Origin of the sequence: Ligilactobacillus agilis (assembly GCF_025311475.1) — a bacterium.
In the GTDB taxonomy this organism is placed as follows: Bacteria; Bacillota; Bacilli; order Lactobacillales; family Lactobacillaceae; genus Ligilactobacillus; species Ligilactobacillus agilis.
Window position 1 is genome coordinate 464,512 of record NZ_CP104397.1, and the last position, 25,820, is coordinate 490,331.

24 protein-coding genes are annotated in these 25,820 nt (G+C 42.6%); 15 read left to right on the forward strand and 9 right to left on the reverse strand.

Annotated elements, in window-relative coordinates; translation table 11 throughout:
* Nucleotides 1-1,455: an ABC transporter permease/substrate-binding protein gene (locus tag N4597_RS02240; protein ID WP_167589296.1), complete on the forward strand. Its 1,455-nt coding sequence runs from the start codon at nucleotides 1-3 to the stop codon at nucleotides 1,453-1,455.
* 36 nt (nucleotides 1,456-1,491) lie between these two features.
* Here the strand turns inward: N4597_RS02240 and N4597_RS02245 are convergent, their stop codons facing one another.
* From N4597_RS02245 to N4597_RS02255, 3 genes are read right to left on the reverse strand one after another with little or no spacing between them, the layout of a single operon-like run.
* Nucleotides 1,492-2,079 carry a histidine phosphatase family protein gene (locus tag N4597_RS02245; protein WP_260904415.1) on the reverse strand — a complete coding sequence of 196 codons (588 nt, stop codon included), beginning with the start codon at nucleotides 2,077-2,079 and terminating at the stop codon, nucleotides 1,492-1,494.
* Entirely contained in the window at nucleotides 2,076-2,666 is a 591-nt protein-coding gene (locus N4597_RS02250) for a histidine phosphatase family protein (RefSeq protein ID WP_260904419.1), read from the reverse strand. The genes N4597_RS02245 and N4597_RS02250 overlap by 4 nt, the downstream gene beginning before the upstream one ends.
* A complete protein-coding gene (locus N4597_RS02255) occupies nucleotides 2,659-3,507 on the reverse strand; it encodes an HAD family hydrolase (RefSeq protein ID WP_260904421.1) in 849 nt (282 codons plus the stop codon). Before N4597_RS02255 ends, N4597_RS02250 begins: the two co-directional genes overlap by 8 nt.
* 100 nt (nucleotides 3,508-3,607) lie before the next feature.
* On the opposite strand from N4597_RS02255, the gene N4597_RS02260 reads away from it, so the two are divergent.
* Nucleotides 3,608-3,985: a VOC family protein gene (locus N4597_RS02260; RefSeq protein WP_260904423.1), complete on the forward strand. Its 378-nt coding sequence runs from the start codon at nucleotides 3,608-3,610 to the stop codon at nucleotides 3,983-3,985.
* Between the two features lie 53 nt (nucleotides 3,986-4,038).
* Here N4597_RS02260 and N4597_RS02265 read toward each other — a convergent pair whose 3' ends face one another.
* The 3 genes from N4597_RS02265 to N4597_RS02275 all read right to left on the reverse strand — a co-directional run bounded on the left by N4597_RS02265 (nucleotide 4,039) and on the right by N4597_RS02275 (nucleotide 6,451).
* On the reverse strand, nucleotides 4,039-5,373 hold the full coding sequence (locus tag N4597_RS02265) for a C1 family peptidase (RefSeq protein ID WP_260904425.1): 1,335 nt from the start codon (nucleotides 5,371-5,373) through the stop codon (nucleotides 4,039-4,041).
* A 66-nt stretch (nucleotides 5,374-5,439) separates the two neighbouring features.
* Entirely contained in the window at nucleotides 5,440-6,123 is a 684-nt protein-coding gene (gene rpiA, locus N4597_RS02270) for a ribose-5-phosphate isomerase RpiA (protein WP_056975652.1), read from the reverse strand.
* Nucleotides 6,124-6,175: 52 nt separating this feature from the next.
* Nucleotides 6,176-6,451, reverse strand: a complete 276-nt coding sequence (locus N4597_RS02275; RefSeq protein ID WP_056975650.1) for a GNAT family N-acetyltransferase — start codon at nucleotides 6,449-6,451, stop codon at nucleotides 6,176-6,178.
* A 126-nt stretch (nucleotides 6,452-6,577) separates the two neighbouring features.
* Between N4597_RS02275 and N4597_RS02280 the strand changes: the two genes are divergently transcribed.
* The 3 genes from N4597_RS02280 to N4597_RS02290 are packed head-to-tail and all read left to right on the forward strand — an operon-like array spanning nucleotide 6,578 to nucleotide 9,661.
* Nucleotides 6,578-7,114 (forward strand): dCTP deaminase/dUTPase family protein, encoded by a 537-nt coding sequence (locus N4597_RS02280; RefSeq protein ID WP_260904428.1) that lies wholly within the window; start codon nucleotides 6,578-6,580, stop codon nucleotides 7,112-7,114.
* 14 nt (nucleotides 7,115-7,128) lie between these two features.
* Nucleotides 7,129-8,505 (forward strand): DNA repair protein RadA, encoded by a 1,377-nt coding sequence (gene radA, locus N4597_RS02285; RefSeq protein WP_056975644.1) that lies wholly within the window; start codon nucleotides 7,129-7,131, stop codon nucleotides 8,503-8,505.
* Nucleotides 8,506-8,536: 31 nt separating this feature from the next.
* Nucleotides 8,537-9,661: a PIN/TRAM domain-containing protein gene (locus tag N4597_RS02290; RefSeq protein ID WP_056975642.1), complete on the forward strand. Its 1,125-nt coding sequence runs from the start codon at nucleotides 8,537-8,539 to the stop codon at nucleotides 9,659-9,661.
* Between the two features lie 43 nt (nucleotides 9,662-9,704).
* On the opposite strand, the gene N4597_RS02295 is transcribed toward N4597_RS02290, so the two are convergent.
* Nucleotides 9,705-11,438 (reverse strand): methyl-accepting chemotaxis protein, encoded by a 1,734-nt coding sequence (locus N4597_RS02295; protein WP_260904433.1) that lies wholly within the window; start codon nucleotides 11,436-11,438, stop codon nucleotides 9,705-9,707.
* Nucleotides 11,439-11,629: 191 nt separating this feature from the next.
* Between N4597_RS02295 and N4597_RS02300 the strand changes: the two genes are divergently transcribed.
* Entirely contained in the window at nucleotides 11,630-11,986 is a 357-nt protein-coding gene (locus tag N4597_RS02300) for a DUF1304 domain-containing protein (protein ID WP_089144265.1), read from the forward strand.
* A gap of 57 nt (nucleotides 11,987-12,043) precedes the next feature.
* Here the strand turns inward: N4597_RS02300 and N4597_RS02305 are convergent, their stop codons facing one another.
* Nucleotides 12,044-12,460: an Rrf2 family transcriptional regulator gene (locus N4597_RS02305; RefSeq protein ID WP_172577809.1), complete on the reverse strand. Its 417-nt coding sequence runs from the start codon at nucleotides 12,458-12,460 to the stop codon at nucleotides 12,044-12,046.
* A 63-nt stretch (nucleotides 12,461-12,523) separates the two neighbouring features.
* A complete protein-coding gene (locus N4597_RS02310) occupies nucleotides 12,524-13,375 on the reverse strand; it encodes an NAD(P)H-binding protein (protein WP_260904438.1) in 852 nt (283 codons plus the stop codon).
* A 135-nt stretch (nucleotides 13,376-13,510) separates the two neighbouring features.
* Between N4597_RS02310 and N4597_RS02315 the strand changes: the two genes are divergently transcribed.
* From N4597_RS02315 to N4597_RS02355, 9 genes are all read left to right on the forward strand, one after another.
* On the forward strand, nucleotides 13,511-14,494 hold the full coding sequence (locus N4597_RS02315; protein ID WP_056977089.1) for a LacI family DNA-binding transcriptional regulator: 984 nt from the start codon (nucleotides 13,511-13,513) through the stop codon (nucleotides 14,492-14,494).
* Nucleotides 14,495-14,683: 189 nt separating this feature from the next.
* A complete protein-coding gene (locus N4597_RS02320) occupies nucleotides 14,684-16,942 on the forward strand; it encodes a glycoside hydrolase family 65 protein (RefSeq protein WP_260904443.1) in 2,259 nt (752 codons plus the stop codon).
* Between the two features lie 11 nt (nucleotides 16,943-16,953).
* Nucleotides 16,954-17,625: a beta-phosphoglucomutase gene (gene pgmB / locus N4597_RS02325; protein ID WP_056977091.1), complete on the forward strand. Its 672-nt coding sequence runs from the start codon at nucleotides 16,954-16,956 to the stop codon at nucleotides 17,623-17,625.
* A gap of 83 nt (nucleotides 17,626-17,708) precedes the next feature.
* Nucleotides 17,709-18,695, forward strand: a complete 987-nt coding sequence (locus N4597_RS02330) for a LacI family DNA-binding transcriptional regulator (RefSeq protein ID WP_089144260.1) — start codon at nucleotides 17,709-17,711, stop codon at nucleotides 18,693-18,695.
* Entirely contained in the window at nucleotides 18,658-20,304 is a 1,647-nt protein-coding gene (locus N4597_RS02335) for an alpha-glucosidase (protein WP_260904448.1), read from the forward strand. The genes N4597_RS02330 and N4597_RS02335 overlap by 38 nt, the downstream gene beginning before the upstream one ends.
* The gene (locus N4597_RS02340) at nucleotides 20,304-22,046 is read left to right on the forward strand and encodes a glycoside hydrolase family 13 protein (protein WP_260904450.1); all 1,743 of its coding nucleotides are present in this window, start codon (nucleotides 20,304-20,306) and stop codon (nucleotides 22,044-22,046) included. Before N4597_RS02335 ends, N4597_RS02340 begins: the two co-directional genes overlap by 1 nt.
* A gap of 268 nt (nucleotides 22,047-22,314) precedes the next feature.
* Nucleotides 22,315-23,559 (forward strand): extracellular solute-binding protein, encoded by a 1,245-nt coding sequence (locus N4597_RS02345; RefSeq protein WP_260904451.1) that lies wholly within the window; start codon nucleotides 22,315-22,317, stop codon nucleotides 23,557-23,559.
* An 89-nt stretch (nucleotides 23,560-23,648) separates the two neighbouring features.
* Nucleotides 23,649-24,938, forward strand: coding sequence for a sugar ABC transporter permease (locus N4597_RS02350; protein ID WP_089144256.1), 1,290 nt, complete (start codon nucleotides 23,649-23,651; stop codon nucleotides 24,936-24,938).
* Nucleotides 24,939-24,940: 2 nt separating this feature from the next.
* Nucleotides 24,941-25,801, forward strand: a complete 861-nt coding sequence (locus N4597_RS02355) for a sugar ABC transporter permease (RefSeq protein WP_056977097.1) — start codon at nucleotides 24,941-24,943, stop codon at nucleotides 25,799-25,801.
* Nucleotides 25,802-25,820 lie beyond the last annotated feature (19 nt).

Here is a 25,820-nt window from a genome sequence, read left to right on the forward strand (position 1 = left end):
ATGCAATTATCATTAACTGCCCTCTTGCTTGCAAGCTTATTAGCACTTATATTAGCGGTGGTACTTAGGCCCTTTAATAAGCTGTCAGAGTTTGTATTACAGTTGACAGGTATTTTGCAAACCATTCCTTCTCTAGCCATCTTGGGGCTATTAATTCCTTTTTTAGGTATTGGCTTTGGCCCCGCCTTGGTTGCCTTGGTTTTATATGGTCTCTTTCCGATTTTACAAGATACTTTGGTCGGACTCAGAAGTATTGACCCGACCCTTGAGGAAGCAGCCCTTGCATTAGGTCTAACTAACTGGCAAAAGTTTAAGAAAGTTGACTTTCCGCTAGCTTTACCTATGATTTTATCTGGGGTCCGGACAAGTGGTATTATGATTATCGGGACCGCTACTCTAGCCGCCTTAATCGGGGCGGGGGGATTAGGAACTTATATTCTTTTAGGGATTGATCGCCAAGATAATAAGCTAATTTTAATCGGAGCAATTTTATCCGCCGGCTTAGCGATTGGCTTTAGTTTAGTTATTAACCTCTTGAAAAAGTTGAAGTTAAAGCAGATTAGCTTGATAGTTACTATCTTAGTTATTTTAACTGCCGGTTCTTTTTTGCCTCAGATCAAGAACAAAAGTTTTAATCAACCCTTAATAATTGCCGGTAAGCTTGGGACCGAGCCTAACATATTGATTCAAATGTATAAACTGTTAATAGAAAATCAAACCGACATTAAAGTTGAACTAAAGGAAAATTTAGGGAAAACGGCCTTTTTATACCAGGCGCTAAAGTCAGGGGCAATTGATCTTTATCCGGAATTTACTGGGACGATTACCAAAACTTTGTTAAAAAATCCTCCTAAATCTTCAAATAACGCCCGGCTTGTATATGAACAGGCTAAGCTAGGAATTAAACGAGAGGATGACTTGGTTTACCTAAGACCAATGGCCTATCAAAATACTTATGCGTTGGCGGTTAAGCAAGATTTTGCTACCAAATACCATTTACAGACCATTAGTGATTTACAAAAGGTTAGTTCCTTTGCAATAGCCGGTTTTACCCTTGAGTTTAGTCAAAGGGCCGACGGCAACAAAGGCTTACAAAGTAAGTACCAGCTAAATTTAAAGGTGAAAACCATGGAGCCAGCCTTGCGCTATAAGGCGCTTGAGCGAGGGGATATTCAGATTATTGACGTTTACTCGACCGATAGTGAAATCAGACGCTATCACCTTAAAGTCTTGCAAGATAATCGCCAGCTCTTTCCACCTTATCAAGGGGCTCCGTTAATGAGAGCGGAGACCTTGAAAAAATATCCGGCCTTAAAACCAGTTTTAAATCAGTTAGCGGGTAAAATTACAACCAAGCAGATGCAAGAGCTAAATTATCAAGTGGATGTCTTGAAAAAATCACCCCGTCAAGTCGCCCAAAAATTCCTAAGTGAGCAAGGCTTACTTAAATATTAATAAAAAGACCGTTCCTACTTGGGCGGTCTTTTGTAATTACTGGTTCAGTTGGCTAAAATCCGGTTGCCACAAGTCTTGGTAAGTCAGTTTACCGTTTTTATATTCGTATTTGAAAATAGAGCAATTTTTGATGCCCTTAACGGGAAGGCGACTTTGTCCGGTGACTTGGCGGTAGAAGCAAGCGCAGGCGGCACCGTGAGAGACCACCAAGACATTTCCACCTGGGGCGGTTTTCATGAGATCTAAGATAGTTGCTTCCATTCTGCTTCCAACTTCGCTTTGACCTTCACCGCCAAAGGTTTTAAAGAAATCTTCGTAAGGTAAAGGTGGATTTAAGGATTCATCTTGGCCTTCAAAGCGACCAAAATTCCATTCCTTTAGTCCCTTAAGGCGGGTGTAAGGTAAGCTATTATTAGTAACAATCTCTAAGGTATCACTAGCCCGCTCAGAAGTAGAACAAAAGGCAGCGGTAAGCTTTATTTGCCTGTCATTAAAGTAGGCCCGAGCTAGTTTGGCTTGCTTAATACCCAAGTCTGTTAGCGGGGAATCACAAGCGCCTTGAATTTTATGCATTTGGTTAAAGAGCGTTTGCCCGTGGCGCATTAAGTATAGTGTCTTTGTCATTGAACATTCTCCTGGTAAAGCAAGGTTGGTTGGATTAGGTCCTTGAAGGTGAAGTGACCGTCAGCGAAGTCATAAACGCAAATGGCGCAGTTAGTCATGGGCAAAAATTCGCTGCGTTTGTTGGTAATTCCCCAGTAGAAGTTAATCAAAGCCCCACCGTGAGAGACGGCGAGAATATTTTGGCCACTGGTTTGTTCCATAACATCCGTTAGGGTTTCAACCAGCCGGGCTTCAACTTGACTCTGGCCCTCACCGCCGTAGTACTTGAAGAAATCCCCGTAAGGAGCAGGGGGATTTAGGGCTTCGTCTTGTCCTTCAAAACGGCCAAAGCCCCATTCACGCAGGCCCTTTAAGCGGGTGTAAGGGAGGGCGTTGTTAGTGGCAATCTCTAAGGTATCGCTAGTTCGTTCGGCAGTTGAACAAAAGGCAGCGTCAAAGTGAATGCCGGCTTCTTTGAAGTAGCGACCGGCTGCCTGTGCCTGTTTAATCCCAGCTTCCGTCAACGGTGAGTCACACCAACCTTGAATTTTGTGCATTTGGTTAAAGAGGGTTTGCCCGTGGCGCATTAAATATAATTTCTTAGTCATTTGAAAGCACCCCGATTTCTTTAAAGCCGTTAAAGAGTCCGTCGTCCATAAGGTCAGTGGTAATCAAGTCGGCTGCGGCCTTGGTTTCGGGGCCGGCGTTACCCATGGCAACCCCCAAGTTGCAGTAGGTAAACATCGGGATGTCAATCTTGGCGTCCCCAAAAGCTACGGTTTGTTCCTTAGTGGCGTTTAGGAAGGTAAGCAGGTGATCAATGGCGTTAGACTTGGTGATATTTTTAGGGCGGAGGTCACCAAACAAGGCTAACTCGTCCTTGCCGCCCCAAGTTCCTACCTCGAGGTCTGGAAAAGCAGCTTTGGCATCCAAGAAATCCTGGTAGGATTTTAGGGCAAAGCTGATTTTGTTGACGTCAGTCCGGGTGAGGTCTGCCCCTAAAATTAGCCCGTGGAGCTCGTCTTCAACTTTTAAGTTGCTGGTATCTACTTGGGGATTTTTTCCGTGAATGTAGGCTTGAAAGGCGGGCTTGGCTTTGATTTCAAAGTCTGGACTCCCAAACAGGCCGGCGTTACTTTCAAGGTAGAAGGGCAAGTCACGCTCAGTTAGCCAGGCAACGATGGCTTGTTCAGTCTCAAGTGGTAAGGCCTGGTGAAAGATGACCTGGCCGTCATTTTCGACGTAGTTACCATTGCCACCGATAATCCCGTCAAAGCCGATGGCTAACAGTTCCTTAGGTAACTCAGCCTTACTGCGGCCTGAATTGAGGTAAACCCTGTGACCATTTTGGCGGGCGGTCTTGATGGCCGTAACCGCGCTAGCAGGGAGGGTGCCATCATAACCTAGGATGGTTCCATCAATATCTAGGAAAATAAGTTTTTGTTCCATAAATAAGTGTCCTCTCTCGTTATTTGAAATTGCTTACAGTCTATATTATAATTTATTGGTACAAATTATTCAAATCCTAATAACTAGAGGGGGATTTTAGATGAAAATTGAACACCTAGGCTTATTTGTAGCTGATTTAGAGGCGGCTAAGGACTTTTATAGCCAGTATTTTGACGGGCAGGCGGGGCCTAAATACCACAATCCGCGGACAGGCTTTTCCTCTTATTTTATTAACTTGGCGGAAGGGGCGCGGCTAGAACTCTGCCATAAAGCTGACCTACCTCAAGTAGCCACTGAGCGCTTAGGCCTGGCCCACCTGGCTTTTAATCTAGGGTCTAAGGAAGCTGTTGACGCCAAGGTTAAGGAGCTAAGGGCGGCTGGCTGTGATTTGCTTAGTGGTCCGCGAATTACGGGCGATGGCTATTATGAGGCTGTCGTTACAGATTTAGAGGGCAACTTACTTGAATTAACTATCTAAAAAGAGGCCGGAAAATTTTCCCGGCCTCTTTTTGACTAGATTTTATTTAAAACTTAGGCTAAAGCACCCATTGGGTCCCAAGGAGCAAGGACCTTTGGTTCTTCAGTTAGGACTGCTTGTAATTCTGCTGGTAAGAACTTCTTGTTAACAACTACTTGGTAGCAGTATTCGTCCATCCAAGCGTCGCTCATTACGAAGAAGCCTTTCGTCCCGACTTTTTCACCCCAAGAGTTTTCAACCTTCCACTTAGTTGGTTTGTCATCAACTAGGTCAACCCCGGTTAGGACCATGGCGTGAGTCATTAGACTTTCGCCGTAATCGAGCCGGTCTGCCTTAGTCATCTGCATGTCAACGTTGAAAAGTTCATCTTTGTGGTAAAGGTTAGTATCCATGATACCTTTTTGGCGATCTGATTCTTGGCCAACGTCACAACCGAACCAAACACTTTCGCCCGCCTTTAATTGGTCAATGGCAACTTGTTTGAAGGTAGCCATGTCCACGTTTAGGTGCCGAACTTGCCGGCCATCCACAACGTTACCTAACATTTCCACGGTGTACATGTGGTTGTAAGGCTTGTCAGCGGTTGGTGCGTTGATGATAGAAACGTAGTCGCTAAGGTTCCAACCGATGTATTTAGCAAAGAAGGCCTTAGGAGTCAAGTCGCGGTCGATGTGGTAGTTCTTGTCGCTATCACGGTATTCGAAGTCAAACTTAACTGGTGGTTGTCCGAAGCTGTAGCTAGCCATGCGGTAGACTTCCGCTAGCATTTCTTCTTTGCGCTTAGCAATTTCTGCTTCTGAAGCGTTAGCGGCGACTAACTTTCTAAGTTCTACGGCATCCTTACGCAACTTAAGGTTCAAAGTAGCGTTAAATTCGCGGGAAGCGCTGGAGCTGAAGCTTTCAGGCATGACTGACTTAGGTACGACCCCATATTTTTCGATGATGGCCATGAACATATCCCATTGGCCCCCGTCTTGTTGAGGTGTGGTCATCAACCAAGCTACTTTTCGGTCGCTAGTTGGTAATTGAGCAGTGGCTAGGACATTTTGGTAGAAGTAGTTGGCCTTTTCTAGCTTATCCCAAAAGAAAGTGTAGCTTTGGGATAATTCGAAGTCGCCTTCGATTTTGAGCTTATTTTTCATATCGTGACGCATGGTGTTTAAGGCAGCAAACATCCAGCAACGGCCGGATTGTTTTTGGTTGGCCACCTTACCAGTATCAAGGTCGATAGAAAAAACAGGGGCCATGTCAACTTCTGCTTGCCAGTCAGCAGCTGTTTTTAAAATGCCATTTTTAGTCACAGCCCGTTCGATTACGTCGTGGGCAGGTTGGGTATTTAAATTAGCCTGAAAGTCGGCTAATTGTTCTGGACTGATTTCTTTTGTCACAAAAAATTCCTCCTTAAGTGAAACAACTAATTTCATTGTAAACTGATTAGAAATCTAAGTAAAGTCTTAACGGGCTTCTAAGACCTCGGGACCAGTTTGCTTACCGACGATGACGGTGTTTACACGGTCTAAGAAGAGTCCGTGTTCCACCACCCCAACTTGTTTAATGAGGTAGTCGGCTAGGGCATGGGGATCTTCAATTCTACCGAGGTGGAGGTCGATAATGTAGTTATCGGAGTCGGTTAAGAGTAAGCCGCCGTCTGCTTTCTTGCGGAAGCTAGGGTTTAAACCTTTTTCTTCAAAGCGGTCAAAGATGCGTTGGCTCCCATAAGGGATGACTTCAACGGGAAGGGGAAAGGCACCTAGGGTTTCTACCATTTTACTTTCATCGACAATCCACAGGTTTTTCTTAGAGTTAGTGGCTACGATTTTTTCAAATAAGAGGGCGGCGCCACCGCCTTTGATTCCTTGGAAGTCGGCGGAAATTTCGTCGGCCCCATCAATGGTTAAGTCAATGTGGTCAACTTCATCAACCGATTTTAAAGGAATTCCTAGTTCGGTTGCTTGCTTGGCGGTTACGTTAGAGGTCGTAACCCCCACCACGTTTAAACCTTCTTCTTTAACCTTGCGTCCTAGTTCATCCACCATGAATTTGACGGTTGAGCCGGTACCTAGGCCAACAATCATGCCGTCTTTAATCCAGTCGACGGATTTTTGACCAACTAGTTTTTTTAGTTCAGTTTGATTCATTTTTAGTCCCTACTTTCTTAATTAGTTGAAGCGCTCTCTTTTTTAGTGAAATTTAAGCCTTGAGCAAGTCGGCGTATTCAGGGTGTTTTTCAAAAAATTTTTTAGTATATGGGCACAGAGGCAAGACCTTTTTGCCTTCTGCCCTAGCATGTTCTAAGAAGTTAACGGTGATTTTGCCGGCTAACCCCATGCCCCGAGCATCTTCTGACACCCAGGTATGTTCAACCACATAGGTTTGGTTGGCATCAATCATTGAAAAGCCGATATTAGCCAGATGGCGACCTTCTTCGTTGGCGTAATCCATTGAATTATCTGTCCAAGTGTACATAAAATCTAACCCCCAATAAAAATATTTAATTTAAGTTAATTATATCATATTAGCTTGCCTTTTACGTGAAGCCAGCTAAAAAGAATGGTATCATAATAGATAAGTATCGATGAGAGAGGTTAATTCATGAAAAGAGGATTTAAAGTAATTTCTAAGTACAAAGAGCAAGAGATTAAATTACCAACGCGGGCTACTAAAAATGCCGCCGGTTATGATTTTTATGCCCGGGAAGACTTTGTCTTGCCTTCAATTTGGAAGCTGGGCTTTTTAAAAGTGTTACATGCTTTAAGAAAACAAAAAGAAGTCAGTGACGAAGAGTTGTTATTAGGCCAAAAGATTTTAAAGCCCTACCTAGTTCCTACTGGTATCAAGGCTTACATGCAAGCAGACGAATTTTTACTCCTAGCCAACCGCTCAAGTAGTCCCCTAAAGCGGAGCTTGATTTTACCTAACGGGGTCGGCATTGTTGACGCGGATTATTATGATAATGAAGCCAACGAGGGAGAAATTTTCTTCCAGTTATTAAATTTTGGCCTCACAGACCAAGTGATTAAAAAAGGTGAACGGGTCGGGCAGGGCATCTTTATGCCTTACCTCCTAGCCGATGGGGAACAAAGTCCTAGTCAAAAGCGGATTGGGGGCTTTGGGTCTTCCGGCCGTTAAAAGAAGGTGAACTTGTGGCGAAAACCAAAACAAAGTATGTCTGCCAGGAATGTGGTTACAGCTCCCCACGGTATTTGGGCCGCTGTCCTAACTGTGGAGCCTGGAACAGCCTGGTAGAAGAAATCGAAGAAAAGACTAGTCCCAAGGCAGCTGCGAATGCGCGGGTGACCATCAGTGGCACCAAGGTTAGCCCGCAATTAATCGAGCAAGTTAGCATTGAAAAAACACCCCGCATCAAAACCAACCTAAAAGAACTAAACCGGGTGTTAGGCGGGGGGATTGTCCCTGGCTCCTTGGTTTTGATTGGGGGGGACCCGGGAATTGGTAAATCCACCCTATTATTGCAGGTTTCGGGTCAATTAGCTGACTTAAAGAGCCGGGTCTTATACGTTTCTGGTGAAGAAAGTGCCAGTCAAATTAAGATGCGGGCGGACCGGCTAGGGGTTGGCGGTAGCGAATTTTACCTCTACCCCGAAACTGATATGGGGGCGGTTCGTCAAAGTATCAGTGATTTGAAACCAGATTATGTCATTATTGACTCGGTTCAAACCATGCAAGAACCAGAGATGACTTCGGCTGTCGGCAGCGTTGCCCAAATTAGGGAAGTAACCGCCGATTTGATGCAATTAGCCAAGACCAACGGCATTACCATCTTCATTGTTGGCCACGTAACTAAGGGGGGCGCCATTGCCGGACCCAAGATCTTAGAGCACATGGTTGATACCGTCCTTTATTTTGAAGGGGATAAGCAAAGGACCTTTCGGATTTTGCGGGCCGTCAAAAACCGCTTTGGCTCCACCAATGAAATTGGGATTTTTGAGATGCGGGAAGGGGGCTTATATGAGGTCGCTAACCCGTCAGAAATCTTTTTGGAAGAACGGCTGCAAGGTGCAACCGGGTCGGCAGTGGTGGCTTCACTTGAAGGAACCCGCCCAATTTTGGTTGAACTCCAAGCCCTGGTAACCCCAACTGCCTTTGGGAATGCTAAGCGGACCACGACCGGTCTTGACCATAACCGGGTTTCGTTGATTATGGCCGTTTTAGAAAAGCGGGCCGGCTTGCTATTACAAAATCAGGATGCCTACCTAAAGGCCGCGGGGGGCGTTAAGCTAGACGAACCTGCGATTGACTTAGCGATTGCAGTTAGTTTGGTGTCCTCTTACCGGGATAAGGAAACCCGGGCGAGCGACTGCTTTATCGGTGAGTTAGGCTTGACCGGTGAGGTCCGGACGGTGACTAGGATTGAACAACGGGTGGCAGAAGCCGCTAAGCTAGGTTTTAAGCGGGTAATCGTTCCTAAAAATAACCTAGACGGTTGGGACTTTCCGGCTGGCATCCAGGTTTTAGGGGTGACGACTTTAAACGAAGCGCTCCACATTGCCTTTGACTAGGAATATTTTGATGAAAGGAATTGTTAACAATATGCGCAAGAGATTAATCAAGATTGTCTTTGCCATTTTAGGGATTGGGATAGGCTATTCCTTTTTTCCCTGGGCATGGCGTTTAGCTAATTTTAACCAGCCTTGGTTGGTTAATCCAATTATGAATATGTTTTTAGGGTTAGTGATAATGTCTTTTTTAGGTCTACTACTATCTAACCCTTTGGAAGCTTTAATTAAAAAGATTGAAAGTAGCCTCCTCCATCAAAAGCCGGAAGTTTTAATTACAGAGGGAATTTCAATGATTGTCGGCTTAGTGATTGCTGCCTTGATTTCAACTCTGTTCTCGCATTCGCAATTATTCTTCTTTAATACCATTTTACCGGTTGTGTTGATGATTATTTTTGGCTACCTGGGCTTTATCGTGGGGAAGATGCGCTTCAGCGATTTACCTAAGCTTTTTGCCCTTAAGAAAAAGGCCGAAAGTGAAGTGGTGAAAGCTACTCCTGAAGAAGAGGTGCTGGAACGTAAAGTTGGCGAAAACTTTTATAAGTATAAGTTATTAGACACCAATATTTTAATTGATGGTCGGATCTATGATTTAGCCAAGACGGGCTTTTTAGAAGGAACTCTGATTGTACCTAACTTCGTCTTATACGAATTGCAATACATCGCCGATTCTGGTGACAGCATCAAGCGAGTACGGGGCAGACGGGGCTTAGACATCCTAAATAAACTCCGGACCGAAAAGTTAGTTCCGGTTGAAATGTATGAAGGCGACTTTGAAGATATTCAAGAAGTCGATACCAAACTAATCAAGCTGGCTAAGTTGTTGGATGCAGAAATCATCACCAACGACTATAATCTCAATAAGGTTAGCGAGTTTCAAAATGTGCGGGTCCTAAACGTTAATGCCCTGGCTAAGTCCTTAAAGCCCCGGGTAATTCCTGGTGAAAAACTTAATGTAATGGTAATTAAAAATGGGACTGAGCGCCAACAAGGGGTCGCCTATCTAGACGATGGGACCATGATTGTGGTTGAAGACGGGCGCTACTTCATGAATAAGACGATTGAAGTTGAAGTAACAAGTGCCATCCAAACCGATGCCGGCCGGATGATTTTTGCCAAGCCTGCTCATTCCCGGCGAGAAATTAAAGAAAAGAACTAAAAAAATAAGCTCATCAAAATTGATGGGCTTATTTTTTTAGTGTCTATTGCAGTTTAAAGTAGGCGACCGTTTTTTGGAGGTTAGCAGCCGTTTGTTCGTTTTGCTTAGCCACTTGTTTTAATTCCTCAACCTTATTGGTGATGTCCATGGCACTTTCGGTGACTTGGGTGATGCCCTTGGCACTCTCATCGGTTGCGGTATTAACAGCCTGGGTTGATTGGGCAATGGCATCTAGCTTTTGATCTAAGCCCTGGCTGCTTTGGGCGAAGTCTTTGAGAAGGGCCCCGAGGGTTTCGGCTTGCCCCTGGTAATCCTTGGCGATGTCTAGTAGCTGGTTATAACCAGTAGTTACTGTTTCGTTGAGGAAATCCCCGACGTGTTTAGCTTCCCCACTTAATTCAGTTACAACTTGAATGACTTGGGCAGAAACCGTGCTGATTTCATTGGCCACATCACTTGATTGGCTAGCCAGTTGGCCGATTTCTTGGGCGACCACGGCAAAGCCCTTACCGGCTTCACCGGAGCGGGCAGCTTCAATTGCTGCATTTAATGAAAGGAGGTTAGTTTGTTGGGCAATAGCAATAATTTGACTGGTTAATTGTTTAACTTGCTCAACAGCTTGAGCTCCGGCAATTTTGGAGTTAAGTTTAGCAGTAATTGCAGCTACTTCATCATTAGCCTCAGCTTTTTGTTGGCTGGAAGTTTGGTAGATATTTTCTGCTTTAGTGATAGTAGCTTGGCTATCTTTAAAACCGCTATTAGCACGACTGGCAATATCTTGAGTGGTAGTTTTGATTTCCTGAATTGAATCATTGATTTCACTCATTGAGGCGGTTGTTTCTTCCATGGAAGCTGACATTTCTTCCATAGAAGCAGAAACATCAGCAACACCAGCTTGAACTCCGGTAATATTAGTAACCATTTGTTTAGAAGCACTATCTACTGAAGTTGCTCCAGCAGTAATTTTTTTCATAACTTCTTGTAGGTTATCTAGCAGATCATTAACATGGTTAGCCATAGTTTCAAATTCGTCATTTGATTTAATATCTAGACGTTTGGTTAAATCGCCATCAGTATGGGCCAGGTCGTAGATATTTTGGTCGATATTGCGAATAAATTTTTGTAGTACAGATAAACCAAAATTGAGAAAAATAGTTGAAGCAGCTAAGCAAATTAGGCTAATAGCAACTAAGAAGAGAGCTTTTTGCTTGAGCATGGCCATTGCTTCATCGGCACCAAAGTCAACTCCAATAACAGCAACTACCTTACCATTTTTGTCCATAATTGGGCGGTAGACGGTAATTAGATAACCATCTTCAGTTTTTTGAATTTTTGAGTTTGAAGTTACTTGACCCGAGAAAGCTTTAGTGACCAACTCTTTATCACTGGTAAAAGCACTTCCAAGAGCAGTTGGATCATTTTTATCACCGTCTACTTGGAATACGTACTGGTCATTATTTTTAATAATGGTGTAAGCATATTTAATATCACTACCGGTAGTAATTCGGAGTAAGTCTGCCCGGATTTTACGATAGGATGAGTTATTTTTGTGTGTTACACTTACTTTTTTCACGTCAGCTGGATTTAAACTATCGGCTGCTGTCTTAGCAGCTAGTTTACTTTGAGAGATGCCTAGATTTGTAACGGTTGATTTTAAAGAATTAAGAGAACTAAGACTAAAAATGACACAAATGATAAAAACTAAGGTGACAAAAGGAACTAATAACTTAGTCTTGATACTTTTGCCGAATGTAAAACGAACGTGCACATTAATCACAACTTTCTGTATGGAATGGTTTACTAACAAAATCGGATGAAATATATTTAAATTAAGGGCAAAATTCAAATTTCTTGTATATACATGAAGTAATTTGCAACAAATTTCCGAAAGTTTTTCAAAAAAGGTTGTCTGTTACCTAAAAAATGAGTAGAATAAACTGAAAATTATTTTGAAAGGAAAGTTAGTTAATGAGTAAGTTAACGCTGATTTTAGCTACCCTGGTGGCACTTGAATTTTTCTATATCATGTACCTAGAAACATTTAGAACCACCTCTGCCAAGACGGCCAAAGTTTTTAAATTGACACCGGCAGATTTAAGCAACCCTACGGTCCAAACTCTCTTTAAAAATCAAGGGATCTACAACGGGTTACTAGCTGTGTTGATTTTACTAGCAGTCTTTGTGTTTGCAAGTAAGGTCGCGACTGTAATACTAATGGGCTACATTATCTTGGTGGCTGTATATGGAAGTTTAACGAGCAATCCCAAGATTATTTTGATGCAAGGTGGGCTAGCAATTTTAACCTTGCTGAGCACTTTGCTTTAGCCAAGCAAAAGAGCTGTCAGTTTCTCAAAAAATGGAACTGACAGCTCTTTTTTAGTATTAAAAGCGGGCTGTTATAGCTGCGATAACATCTGCTAAGCTGGTGTCTTTTAGCTTGGCAAAGGCTGCTTGCTCAGCCGCGGTATAAACCTGGTCTAAAACGGTCTGAATGTTGGCCCCCACTGGACAGTTGGGATTAGTCTTGGGGTCGATATGAAGGAGGCGTTGCATGTCGATAGCCTGGTAAACATCGTAGAGATTGATTTCAGCCGGACTTTTGGCTAGGTTAGCCCCGGCTGCTCCTTGCCTAGTGACAATTAGACCGGCAGTGCGTAAATTACTCATGAGACTTCGGACCACGCTGGGATTAGCTTCTATGCTGGCTGCGATTTGCCGACTGGAACGGTCGCCGTCTTTGAAAATTTCGAGGTAGGCAAGAATGTGGATGGCGTCACTTAATTTATATGAAAACTTCATTAATAAATCCTCCGCAAATTTAGCTGCTAGCATTTTAGCATGGTTTTTAGAGCTTACGCAAGCTTAGTTTTGGAGTAGGTTAGCGATTGCAGCCGTAATTTCCAGGGGCTGTTTGCCTAAGACGGTGGTTAAATCATCACTTGGCTGAGCTAAATCTCCCAGTGAATTTGGAATTTGGAAGGAGGCGTAAAGGGCAGCTGTTTCATGGTCTAAACCAGTTTGCACCAGGCTGTTAACGTAATCTTCGTGGCTAAGCTTAGTTAGGGTTACTGTTTGGTTAGTAGCTGTACCTACGGCTTGAGCTAGGTCTTCATAGCTAAGGGGAGTTCCGGCAAATTCGTAGACTTCCTTAGGATGTGCCATCAATAAGACGTTAGCTGCCGCTTGGGCATATTCACTTTCAAGGGCCCAGCCGGTTTTATTATCTGCCCAGTAAGCTCCGGTTTGGGTTTGAGCTAAGCCAGAAATTAAGCCTAGTTCATTTTCAAAGTACCAGTTATTACGTAAAAAACTGTGCTTAATGCCGCTAGCTTGAAGTAGCTGTTCGGTTAACTTATGGTCAGCTGCTAAGCCGGCTTGGGCGCTATTAGCGTGGGGGTAGCTAGTGTAGGCAACGTAGGTAACCCCCGCCTTCTTTAAGGTGTTAACAACATTTTGGTGTTGAATATCCCGGCTAACTGCTCCTCCTGGTTGCGAAGAAATAAAGAGAACTTTATCAATCCCCGTTAAGGCCTTGGTTAGTTCAACTTCACTGTCATAGTCAGCAGGGCGAATTTCTAGGTCAGGGAAGAGTTGTTTAGCCTTAGTTAGGTTACGAGCAATAATGACTAACTCTTGACTGGGGAGCTTTTCTAATAGAGCCTTAACGGCGGCTTGACCAAATTTGCCGGTAGCGGCGGTAACTGCATATTTCATAAAAAACATCCTTTCAACTTGTTGCCTTATCATTTACAAGTATTATCATAGCACATGTTATTTTTAAGTCAACATGTTTTTAAAATAATTTCTTGTGCTATACTAGATTAGAAAGAAAAAGAGTGGAGGAAGGAAATGACAACAATTCGCGATGTTGCTAAGTTGGCAGGGGTTTCACCTTCAACTGCCTCAAGAGTGTTACACGATAGCGACATGATTAGTGAAGCAACCAAAAAGAAAGTCCGTCAAGCCATGAAGGAGCTAGATTATTCACCTAACTACTTGGCGCAAAATTTGGCTAATAAAAGTAATAATATGATTGGGATTGTTTTACCGGTCCGTCATGATCAACCAGCCCTCAGTAATAACCCGTTCTTCATGCAGATTATCCAAGGAATTGTAACCGTTTGTAATCAACGTAATTACATGGTTAGCTTGGCTACTGGGCAAACCGATGAGGAATTAATCACGAATTTGACAACGTTAAGCAAGCAGGGGCAGATTAATAAGTTTATCTTTGTTTACTCGAAGGAAAATGACCCGGTCTTTGATTATGTTCAAAAGCGAACGGAAGCCGAGACCATTGTGGTGGGCAGTCCTTACGCTAAGGTCACTAAAAGGGCCCGTTACGTGAACAACGACAACGTTCAAGCGGGGAAGGATTTGACTAATTACCTCCTCAAACGAGGCTACCAAGAGGTAGCTTACGTTTACTCTAATTTAAGTGAAGTGGTTCAAGAAGACCGGTATATGGGTTACAAAGATGCCCTAAAGGCCAAGGCCGAACATTTATTGTGCTTGGAGTCCAGCGACCAAACCGAATTAGTAGCTAATTTTTTGGAGACTAATCCAGAGGTGGATGCCTTTGTAGCCTGTGACGATATGACGGCTATTTTTCTTCAACAAATTTTGACTAGGTTAGGGCTAGCGGCCAATGCCTATGGGTTGGCGGGCTTTAATAACTCTTTGATTGGGCAGCTGGTTCATCCAAGCTTGACGTCAGTTGAGATTCACCCCTATGAATTGGGGATGGAAGCGGCTAAGCTTTTAACCCAGGCAACCACTAAGAACTACCTCTTAGTTGAACATACCATTATCAAACGGGATTCAACCAAGTAATAATAGGTGCAGCTAATGCAAGTTAGGCAGGCTTGACATTGGCTGTGCCTTTTTATTTAAGCAAATTAAAAATTTATTTACGAAACCGGTTGCGTAAGTTTTGTGCCTGTGCTATGATATGAAATGTAAGGCCTTCCAGTTTATTGGTGAACTATAACAATTAATGTTAACTAAAGGGTGGTAATAATAGTGAAACGAATTTTTGAAATTGATCCTTGGAAAATCATCAGTCATGATTTGAATCCAGCAGATAAAAGATTACAGGAAAGTATGACCAGTATTGGTAACGAATACATGGGAATGCGGGGGATGTTTGAAGAAAAATATTCTGCCGATAGCCATAAGGGAATTTATCTCGGGGGCGTTTGGTTCCCTGATAAGACCCGAGTTGGTTGGTGGAAAAACGGTTACCCTGAATACTTTGGTAAAGTCATTAACGCGGTAGACTTTGTTTCCGTAGACATTAAGCTTAACGGTGAATCAATCGACCTTGCCCAAGATAAGTATTCGGACTTTGAAGTTAGCCTGGATATGCAAAAAGGGATTTTGACTCGGACTTACACAATCCACAGAGGCGAAGCTAAGTTAAAGGTGACTTCAACTCGCTTCTTGAGTATTGACTTAAAAGAACTTTACGCTAACCGACTTGAATTTGAAAACGTGGGCTCAGTTCCGGTTAGAGTCGAAGTTGCTTCTAAAATTGACGCTGACGTTTATAACGAAGATGCTAACTACGATGAACAATTTTGGAATGTCTTAGGCAAAGAAGTGTCTGCCAAAGAGGGACGCTTAGTAGCTCAGACAATCCCTAATAACTTTGGTACCCCACAATTCATGACCGAGATGGCTATGTTTAATAGTGGCGACTTAGAGGCCGTTGACTTGGGGCAAACAGCTGAAAAAGAAGTAGTCAATACTTTGGCTACTGAATTAGCAGTTGGGGCTAAGGCTAACTTTGAAAAACGAGTAATCGTTACGACTTCGCGTGATTATGAAACTAAAGCAGACTTAGACCAAGCTACTAGCAAGCTCCTTGATTTACAAGCAGAAAAGACTTTTGACCAATTACTAGCTGATCAAAAGGAGGCTTGGGCTAAGCGGTGGCAAAAAGCGGATGTGACAATTAGTGGTAATGACGAAGCTCAACAAGGGATTCGTTTTAACCTCTTCCAACTCTTTTCCACTTACTACGGTGATGACGCCCGCTTAAACATTGGGCCTAAGGGCTTTACTGGTGAAAAGTACGGTGGCGCTACTTACTGGGATACCGAAGCTTTTGCGGTGCCATTATATTTATCAACCGCAGATCAAAGTGTAACGAGAAATTTGTTGGAATACCGCTACAAGCAGTTGCCAGGTGCCTATCATAATGCTAAGCAACAAGGCTTAAAGGGTGCCTTGTACCCAATGGTAACTTTCAACGGAATTGAATGCCATAACGAATGGGAAATTACTTTTGAAGAAATTCACCGTAACGGAACAATTGCCTATGCAATTTATAACTATACTCGTTATACCGGTGATCAAGAATATGTGACCCACGATGGCTTCGACGTCTTAGTCGGGATTGCCCGTTTCTGGGCCGACCGGGTTCACTACTCCCAACGCAATGACAAGTACATGATTCACGGAGTTACTGGACCAAACGAATACGAAAACAACGTCAATAACAACTGGTATACTAACATGTTGGCTAAATGGTGCTTAACTTACACCGACGAAATTGCAGCTAAAGTTGGGGAAGATAAATTAGCAGAACTAGGTTTAAACCAAGCTGAACGTGACAAGTGGCGCGAGATTGTAGCCAAGATGTACTTACCAGAAGATGAAGAACTAGGAATCTTTGTTCAACATGATGGCTTCTTAGACAAAGATTTACGTCCGGTGTCAGCCATCCCTGCCGACCAATTACCATTGAACCAAAACTGGTCATGGGACCATATTTTAAGGTCACCATATATCAAGCAGGCCGACGTTTTACAAGGGATTTACTACTTCATTGATAAGTTTAGTCCAGCTCAAAAGAAGGCTAACTTTGACTTCTACGAACCATTTACAGTTCACGAATCAAGCTTATCTCCATCCATCCACGCGGTGTTAGCTGCTGATTTACATGAAGAAGATAAGGCGGTTGAAATGTACTCACGGACAGCCCGCTTAGATTTGGATAACTACAATAACGATACCAACGATGGTTTGCACATTACCTCTATGACAGGTAGTTGGTTAGCGATTGTTCAAGGTTTTGCAGGCATGCGGGTAATTGATGATCAGTTAGTCTTTAACCCATTTGTTCCTAAGGACTGGGATGGCTATAACTTCCACATTAACTTTAGAGGGCGCCTTTTGAGCGTAAACGTGGATAAAGCGGGTACCAAGATTGACTTACTAGCAGGTGACGATTTAACAATCAAGTTGAACGGTACCGAAGAAACATTAACAGCATAGGAGGCATTAGTTTGAAGGGTGTAGCATTTGATTTAGATGGGGTAATTACGGATACCGCCAAGTTTCACTTTGAGGCTTGGAGTAAGTTAGCCTTAGAAAAATTTGACTTAGAGTTACCGGCTGAATTTGAAAGTCAGCTCAAGGGAATTAGCCGGATTGAATCGTTAGAGCGTATCTTAGCTTTTGGTAAGTTAAGCGGCAAGTATACCCCAGCGCAAGTTGCTGAGTTAGCGGACGAAAAGAATACTTATTATGTAGCGGCTATTTCCAAGTTGACTCAAGCAGATATCTTACCAGGCATTAGCCAACTCTTAGCAGATTTAAAGGCACAGCAAGTGAAATTGTCACTGGCTTCGGCTTCCAAGAATGCGCCCATGATTTTAGAAAAATTAGGGTTACTGACTTATTTTGATGCCATCGTGGATCCAAGTAAGTTGAAGGCTGGCAAACCAGCGCCAGATATTTTCATTGAAGCAGCTAAGGCAGTTGGACTAGCACCTAGTGAATGTGTGGGCTTAGAGGATGCTAGTGCGGGAGTTGCTGCCATTAAGGCTGCAGGTATGGTAGCCGTAGCAATTGGTGATAAAGAAGAGTTAGCTCAAGCAGATACAGTAGTTAGTTCAACGGCTGACTTAAACTATGACCTATTGGTTACTAGTTACCAACAAGCACAAGGCAAATAAACACTAAATTACAGCAATTCTACAATAGGGGTGGAAAGGGAATCTTTCTGCCCTTTTTTGTAGATAGGCAAAGGGATGATTAAATGGTAACGTTAGCTGATGTAGCTAAGGAGGCGCACGTCTCTAAGATGACGGTTTCACGGGTAATTAACCACCCCGAAAAAGTCACTAAAGAACTGCAAAAGATAGTCTTTGAAGCAATGGCTAAGTTAGATTATCAACCTAATTTAGCAGCTAGGGCTTTGGCTAGTCATAAAACGCGGATTATAAAATTATTTATTTTAGAAGAAATGTCGGTAGTAGAGCCCTACTATATGACTTTACTGGTGGGAATTTCTAAGCAACTCGAAAAACACGGGTATACACTCCAAGTCACTCCTAAACTCGAGTTAAATCCAGGTTTGTGTGACGGCTATATTATTACCGGCTTAAGGGAGCTAGATTACAGTAAATTAGCTGCCTTTCATAAACCTTTAATCTTATTTGGTGATAATCGGCATGGCTATGATTTCGTTGATAACGATAATTATGAAGGGTTAAGGCTAGCTACTCATTATGCCTTAAAGTGTGGTTATGAACACTTAGTTTACGTTGGGACGGATATCGAAGAGCCGTTTGAACTAAAACGTCGTCAAGGTTATTTAGACGTGTTGGCAGAATCTAAACTTCAAAGTGAATTATATTTCTGTGCTAATCATTCACATATAGCTGCAAACTTAATCAAGGCTAAAGATGCTCAGTGGCAAGCTAATACCTGCTTTATTTGCGCTAGCGACCGGATTGCCTTAGGGGTTAGTCGGGCCTTAAAGGCTAGTGGTAAAGCGGTGGGCGAAGATTTTGGCGTAATTGGTCATGACGGGGTCTTTTTGGATCAAGTCGGTGACTTGACTACCATTAAACAACCGATTTTAGAAATGGGCCAGGCCTTAGTTGAAATTTTGTTAGCCAAAATTAATGGTCAGGATAGTAGTAATTACCAACGAATCTATAAGTCAAAACTAGTAGTGCGCACTAGCACGAGAAAGGAAACAGATGCTTATGCAACCAATCATCTATCAGATTTATCCTAAAAGTTTTCAAGATAGTAACCACGATGGCATTGGGGATTTAAAGGGAATTGAACAACGTTTGGATTATCTAAAGGACTTAGGGGTTACCATGCTATGGTTGAATCCAATCTATAAGTCACCTCAAGTCGATAATGGCTACGATGTGGCCGATTACTACCAAATTGATCCCAGCTTTGGGACTTTATCTGATTTTAAAGCCTTAGTTGCTGCTGCCCATGAGCGGGGCTTAAAAATCATTATGGACTTTGTCATGAATCATACCTCAGATGAGCATCCCTGGTTTAAAGAGGCGCTAAAAGGGGCTGATAATCCCTACCATGATTACTATTTGTGGCAGACGGCCCCTAGTGGGCAGTTGCCTAATAACTGGGCTTCCTTTTTTGGGGGGAGCGTTTGGGAACCAGTTGGTCATAATGAGTATTATTTTCACCTGTTTGATAAGCGGATGCCAGATTTAAACTGGCATAACCGTAAGGTCCGCCAAGAAATGGTTAAGATTGCCCAGTATTGGCTTAACTTAGGGGTTGATGGTTTTCGTCTGGATGCCTTTATTCACATCGTAAAGGCCGATTTTAAACAAAATGTGATTACGGCTAAAAAAGGTCCCCAAATAGCTGAGGAATACTATGCTAACTTGCCTTTAGTCCAAGAATATTTAGAAGAGTTTATCAGTAAGTTAAAGCAACAAAAGCCGGATTTATTTATCATCGGGGAAGCAGCTAGTGCCGAGGTTAGTTTAGGTTTTGATTACACTAACCCTAAGCGGGACTTGTGTGATACGGTGGTAACGTTTAGGTACTTTAAAGAAAAACCGAGCCCAGACTTGCCTGCCTTGGCCCGGCAAACGTTGGACTTAGTTCACCTAAAAACGGAACTTTCCAAGTGGCAACAAGGATTGGGCTTAGGGGCCTTGCCGACCTTATACTGGAATAATCATGATTTACCTCGAGTTTTGAGTCGGTTTGAAGTTCCAAGTGAGGCTAAGGAAAAATTGGCCAAGAGTCTAGCAGTAGCAATGTATCTCCAAAGGGGAATCCCTTGCATTTATTATGGAGAGGAGTTAGGGTTAGAGTCCTTGGAATTAAAGACGGTGGAAGCTTACCAAGAAAAGCTCGAGCTCAAGCAGGCCCTAGCAGCTGGCTATAGCCAAAATCAAATCGAGGCTAAATTACCATTGAAACATAAAATGGCGGCGCGGACCCCAATGCCTTGGGACGACACTAAAGTTCACCAAGGTTTTAGTGACGCTACCCCGTGGTTAGAAACTAAAGAGGACGCCCCAGTAACGGTTACAGCCCAGTTGCACCGGGCCGATAGTTGCCTTAGTGCCTACAAGCAACTGTTAGCTTTAAAGAAAACTCCGTTATTTACAGCCGGGCAAGAAATTATTCTGCCAAGTGCAGAGGATTTAGTAGTCTTTGAGCGCCAGTTAAATAATAAACGAGCCTTAGTTTTAGCCAACCTGTCTGCTAAATCGCAAGTCTTTAAAGGGGAGTTTGTCCCCCAGACTTGTGCATTTAAAAACGGAGACTACCAAGTAGTTGAACAAGAGATAAGATTAGCTGCTTATAGCAGTTGCGTCTTTATTAATGATGAGGAGGAAGCTTAATGAATCTAGCAGCATTATATCATCGTCCTGATAGTGAAATGGCCTATTTAAAAACGCCGACGGTCTTTCAAATTCGATTACGGACCGCTAAAGCTGACGTAAGTAAGGTCAGTTTGTATTATGGAGACCCTTATGGTAATAAGGTTAATGAAAAAGACGAAAGCCAGTGGGAGTATCAAGAAGTTGCGATGACCAAACTGGGGACTAGCGAGTTATATGATTATTGGCAAGCGGAAGTGTCTTTACCCTTAAAGCGGCTGCAATACTTGTTTGCGGTAGACTTTAAGGACGGACAAAGTTATTTTTATGATGACCGCCATGTTTGGCCCGCAACCAAAAAGCATTTATTAGCAAGCACCTGCTTTAGAATGCCTTACTTCCACGAAGTTGACCGGAAAAAAGCACCTGCTTGGGTTAAAGACACAGTTTGGTATCAAATTTTTCCTGAAAGATTTGCCAACGGCGATAAGAGTAATGACCCTAAGGGCACCTTAGCCTGGGGAAGTGTTCCACCTAGTCGGACTAACTACTTTGGTGGGGATTTGCAAGGGGTAATCGACCACTTAGATTATTTAAAAGAATTAGGAATTGGGGGGATTTACTTCTGTCCGCTCTTTACAGCCGGATCTAACCACAAGTATGACACCATCGATTACTTTAACATTGACCCTGCCTTTGGAGACAAGGCTAAGTTTAAGGAGTTAGTTGATGAGGCTCACAAACGGGGCATCAAAATTATGCTGGATGCAGTCTTTAACCATATGGGAGATTTTGCTATGCAGTGGCAAGATGTGGTTAAAAATGGCCAGGCTTCTCGTTTTAGTGATTGGTTCCACGTTAAATCATTCCCCGTTTCTTATGAAGAAGATGACCTAGAACATGCAAAAAACATCAGCTATGATGTTTTTGCCAATACGCCCCACATGCCTAAACTTAATACCGCTAACCCAGAAGTTAAGGCCTACCTCTTAGAAATAGCGACCTATTGGATTAAGCAATTCGATATCGATGCATGGCGGTTAGATGTGGCTAACGAAGTCGACCATCATTTTTGGAAAGCCTTCTATGAGGCTACGCATGCGCTGAAACCAGATTTCTATGTTGTTGGCGAAGTATGGCACTCAGCCCAAGCTTGGTTAGCCCAAGAAGAATTTGATGCAATTATGAACTATCCCTTTACAGAGGCTATTTTGGATGGAGTCATCTTAAAGAAAACGAAGCCTAAAGAAATGTTGGCTGCGCTTCTGGATAACTTGATGAAGTATCGGGATCAAACTAACCAAGTGATGTTAAATTCCCTCGACACACATGATACGGCTCGAATTTTAACTTTAGCTAAAGGAAATCAAGATTTGGTTAAACAAGCCTTGGCGTTAATGTTTATACTTCCAGGTAGCCCTTGCATTTATTATGGGACTGAAGTTGGAATGGCTGGGGGCAATGATCCTGCTTGCCGGGCCTGCATGGTATGGGATCAAACTAAGCAGGACTTAGAAATGCTAACTTTCACTAAGAAATTAATTGCTTTAAGAAAGAGATACACAAGTTACTTAAATCAGGTTCCAAGCTGGAGTGAGCAAGCGGGCTTAGTAACCTTGAATTTGGGTCAAAAATTGCAGGCAAGCTTTAACTTGAGCCACCAAGCTGTCGCCCTCCCTAAAGTTAGTCAGCCTTTATTAGCAAATGGCTTAAGTGATAAGCAGTTAAAGGCTGGTGGCTTTGTAATCAGTTTAGCTGACTAAAACGATTTTTGAGTAAGTTGATTTTGTTAAAAAAGTTAAATTTTATTTAAAAAATAAACGTCTAAGAATTATTAGCAGTTGTTAATAAACTTAGGCGTTTTTGATTGCTTTTTGTAACTAGTAAGAGAGGCTGAATAATAGAATGATAAGAATTTAAGTTAGCGGTAACAATAACGGTGAAAACGGTTGCGTAAACCCGAATTTATGAGTATCATAAGAGACGTAATCAAGAAACGGCTTCCAAAAGCTGTTGTTGGGAGGAAATATCATGGGTATTTGGAAAAAAGTCGGTTTAGCAACGCTAGCCGCTGGTTTAACTGTTGGATTAGCTGCTTGTGGTAGCAAGTCAAGCGAAAGTAACCAAAAAACCTTAACTGTTACTGTTGATAAGGGTTATAAGGACTACATCAACGACATTAAGGGTGACTTTGAAAAGAAAAACGGGGTTAAGGTGGTCGTTAAGACTAAGGATGCTTTGACAACCCTTGATTCTTTGAAGTTAGATGGGCCTGCTGGGAAAGCGGCTGACGTAATGATGGCTCCATTTGACCGGGTGGCTGTCTTAGGTAAGCAAGGCCAATTAGCAACAGTTAAGTTGGCTGATGACGGGCGATACAACGACGCAGATAAGAAAAATGTTACGCTAAAGGGCAAGACTTACGGTGAACCCGTAACGATCGAAACCTTGGTTATGTATTATAACAAAGACTTAATTAAGAAAGCCCCAACTTCCTTTAAGGAATTGGAAGCCTTATCTAAGGACAGCAAGTTTGCCTATGAAAATGATAAGACCAAGAACGTAGCCTTCTTAACTCAATGGACTAACTTCTACAATGCTTACGGTTTAATTAAGGGTTACGGTGGTTATGTCTTTGGTGATAACGGAACTAACCCTAAAGAAATTGGCTTGAATAACAAGGGTGCTGTTGAAGGGTTAACATACATCAGCGATTGGTTCAAGAATGTTTGGCCAAAAGGTATGATGTCAGCTTCATCTAACGAAAACTTTGTAACCGACCAATTCACAAGTGGCAAGACAGCTGTTATTATCGATGGTCCTTGGATGGCTGCTAAGTATAAGAAAGCTAAGGTTAACTACGGTGTGGCAGCATTGCCAACCCTTGACAATGGTAACAAGTATCAAGCCTTCGGTGGTGGTAAAGCTTGGGTTATTTCTAACTACTCCAAACAAAAAGGCTTAAGCCAAAAGTGGTTAGACTATGTAACTAACAAGAAGAACCAAACTAAGTTCTTTAACGATACCAATGAAGTACCTGCTAACGAACAAGCGCGTGATGCAGTTGCTAAGGGTGATAATGACTTAGCGAAAGCGGTTATTGCACAATACAAGGATGCAGATCCAATGCCAAACATCCCAGAAATGGCAGAAGTTTGGACTGGGGCTGAAAACTTAATTGTTGATTCAGCTGCTGGTAAGAAGACACCTCAACAAGCTGCAGATGCTGCTGTAAAGCAAATCAAGCAAACAATTCAACAAAAATATAAAGATTAAGATTCAACAATAGTTTTGAGGAGGGGTGGAGCTCTTGAAATCGCTAATTTTCAAGTCCGCCCCTCTTTTTATCAAGGGAGGAAGATCTTATGAAAAGTAAAAATCCTCAAAAAGCCATGTTACTGTCGCTTATCCCTGGGTTAGGTCAGATCAGTAATGGTCAAAAGGCCAAGGGGGGCATCTTTCTAGGTGTTTTTGCCCTGTTCATTATTGAAATGCTAACCTTTGGGGCTAGTGCGGTTGATGGCATCGTCAGTCTAGGTCATAATCCTGGCGTTGACAACTCAATGTTTTTACTGGTTAGAGGGACCTTGCAGTTATTAATTCTCGTTTTATTTGTAATGTTTTATGTTATTAACATGGTAGATGCTAAGCACGTTGCCCAAATCCTTAATAAGGGTGGCCAGGTAGGAACAAGCTTTGCTGATATTAAGGAAAGCTTAGCCACTCACGGGTTTCCATACTTACTAACTTTTCCGGCTTACATTTTAATGATTTTTACAATCATTTTGCCGGTGCTGGTGACCTTGTTTATGGCTTTTACCAACTATGACTTTAACCACATTCCACCTGCTGCCTTAATTTCTTGGACGGGCTTGGAAAACTTAAAAGCCATCTTTACGTTAAGTTCTTATAAGGCAACCTTTGGAGCAGTCTTTGGGTGGACTTTAATCTGGACCTTATGTGCCTCAACTTTACAAATTGTCTTAGGAATCTTTACCGCGGTAGTTGCTCACCAAGACTTTATCAAGGGGAAAAAGATATTTGGGATTATCTTCTTACTTCCATGGGCGGTGCCAGCCTTCGTAACCATTTTGAGTTTTTCAAATATTTTCAACGATTCGGCTGGGGCAATCAACGTGCAAGTAATTCCATTTTTGAACCACTTATTCCCATTCCTACACATTCCACAAATTTCCTGGATGACAGATCCATTTTGGACTAAGGTAGCTTTGATAATGATTCAAGGATGGTTAGGTTTCCCATACGTTTACGTTTTAGTAACCGGGATTTTGCAATCGATCTCCGACGACTTATACGAAGCAGCAACAATCGATGGAGCTAGTGCATGGCAAAAATTCAGAAACATTACCTTACCTGCTATTTTTGCAGTGGCCGCTCCAACCTTTGTTACCCAATACACCTTTAACTTCAATAACTTCTCCATTATTTACCTCTTTAATAATGGGGGCCCTGGCGATGTCGGCGGTGGGGCTGGTAATACAGATATCTTAATTTCCTGGATTTACAAATTAACCACTGGGACGACGCCACAATACGGCTTAGCATCTGCAATTACCATTATTATTTCCTTAATCGTAATTGGAATTTCCTTAGCCGTCTTCAAGAAGACAAAAGCGTTTGATATGGAGGGATAGTTATGGCAGCAAAGAAAAAATCAAGAAGCTCCATTAAGCGGCAACGGTTTATCAAGCACTTCTTTACTTACCTCTATATGGTTGTACTAGCGGTGATTATCATTTACCCACTGTTAATTACCATGTTGACGGCTTTTAAGAATAGTGATGTAGTTGCCTTTACTTTAAGCTTCAAGGGACCTTGGACCTTAGCTAACTTTACGAGCTTATTTACGGATACACTTTATGGTACTTGGTATTGGAATACACTAGCAATTTCAATTATGACCACCATTGTTCAGGTAGCAGTTGTTACCTTGGCAGGTTATACCTACAGTCGGTATAACTTTGTCGGGAAGAAATGGTCACTGACATTTTTCTTAGTGGTACAAATGGTACCAACCATGGCCGCCTTAACAGCCTTTTATGTATTAGGCATGTTGCTGAATGGTTTGGATCACTACTGGTTCTTAACTTTAATCTACATCGGTGGTGGGATTCCTATGAATGCTTGGTTAATGAAGGGTTACTTTGACACCGTTCCTTACGACTTTGACGAGTCGGCCAAACTAGACGGTGCCGGTAACTTCACCATTTTCTGGAAGATTGTCATGCCGTTAGTTAAACCAATGATTGCGGTTCAAGCTCTTTGGGCATTTATGGGACCGTTCGGAGATTATATGTTAGCTCGTTACTTATTGAGAGAAGAAAATCACTTAACAGTTGCTGTCGGGTTACAAGAATTTATTTCTGACCCTAAAGATCAACAAGTAGCCTTGTTCGCAGCCGGGGCCATCTTGGTAGCCTTACCAATTTGTGCACTGTTCTTCTACTTGCAACGCTACTTTGTAACTGGTTTAACAGCTGGTGGTGCCAAGGGTTAAATTTGATTGGGGGAAAAAG

Coding starts and splice junctions, on each gene's coding strand:
- N4597_RS02330 (WP_089144260.1), top strand. CDS start 17,709: ATGGTAACGTTAGCTGATGTAGCTAAGGAGGCGCACGTCTCTAAGATG.
- N4597_RS02305 (WP_172577809.1), bottom strand. CDS start 12,460: ATGAAGTTTTCATATAAATTAAGTGACGCCATCCACATTCTTGCCTAC.
- N4597_RS02240 (WP_167589296.1), top strand. CDS start 1: ATGCAATTATCATTAACTGCCCTCTTGCTTGCAAGCTTATTAGCACTT.
- N4597_RS02250 (WP_260904419.1), bottom strand. CDS start 2,666: ATGACTAAGAAATTATATTTAATGCGCCACGGGCAAACCCTCTTTAAC.
- N4597_RS02345 (WP_260904451.1), top strand. CDS start 22,315: ATGGGTATTTGGAAAAAAGTCGGTTTAGCAACGCTAGCCGCTGGTTTA.
- rpiA (WP_056975652.1), bottom strand. CDS start 6,123: ATGAATCAAACTGAACTAAAAAAACTAGTTGGTCAAAAATCCGTCGAC.
- N4597_RS02300 (WP_089144265.1), top strand. CDS start 11,630: ATGAGTAAGTTAACGCTGATTTTAGCTACCCTGGTGGCACTTGAATTT.
- N4597_RS02310 (WP_260904438.1), bottom strand. CDS start 13,375: ATGAAATATGCAGTTACCGCCGCTACCGGCAAATTTGGTCAAGCCGCC.
- N4597_RS02275 (WP_056975650.1), bottom strand. CDS start 6,451: ATGTACACTTGGACAGATAATTCAATGGATTACGCCAACGAAGAAGGT.
- N4597_RS02315 (WP_056977089.1), top strand. CDS start 13,511: ATGACAACAATTCGCGATGTTGCTAAGTTGGCAGGGGTTTCACCTTCA.
- N4597_RS02340 (WP_260904450.1), top strand. CDS start 20,304: ATGAATCTAGCAGCATTATATCATCGTCCTGATAGTGAAATGGCCTAT.
- N4597_RS02355 (WP_056977097.1), top strand. CDS start 24,941: ATGGCAGCAAAGAAAAAATCAAGAAGCTCCATTAAGCGGCAACGGTTT.
- N4597_RS02290 (WP_056975642.1), top strand. CDS start 8,537: ATGCGCAAGAGATTAATCAAGATTGTCTTTGCCATTTTAGGGATTGGG.
- N4597_RS02245 (WP_260904415.1), bottom strand. CDS start 2,079: ATGACAAAGACACTATACTTAATGCGCCACGGGCAAACGCTCTTTAAC.
- N4597_RS02255 (WP_260904421.1), bottom strand. CDS start 3,507: ATGGAACAAAAACTTATTTTCCTAGATATTGATGGAACCATCCTAGGT.
- N4597_RS02280 (WP_260904428.1), top strand. CDS start 6,578: ATGAAAAGAGGATTTAAAGTAATTTCTAAGTACAAAGAGCAAGAGATT.
- N4597_RS02260 (WP_260904423.1), top strand. CDS start 3,608: ATGAAAATTGAACACCTAGGCTTATTTGTAGCTGATTTAGAGGCGGCT.
- N4597_RS02335 (WP_260904448.1), top strand. CDS start 18,658: ATGCTTATGCAACCAATCATCTATCAGATTTATCCTAAAAGTTTTCAA.
- N4597_RS02350 (WP_089144256.1), top strand. CDS start 23,649: ATGAAAAGTAAAAATCCTCAAAAAGCCATGTTACTGTCGCTTATCCCT.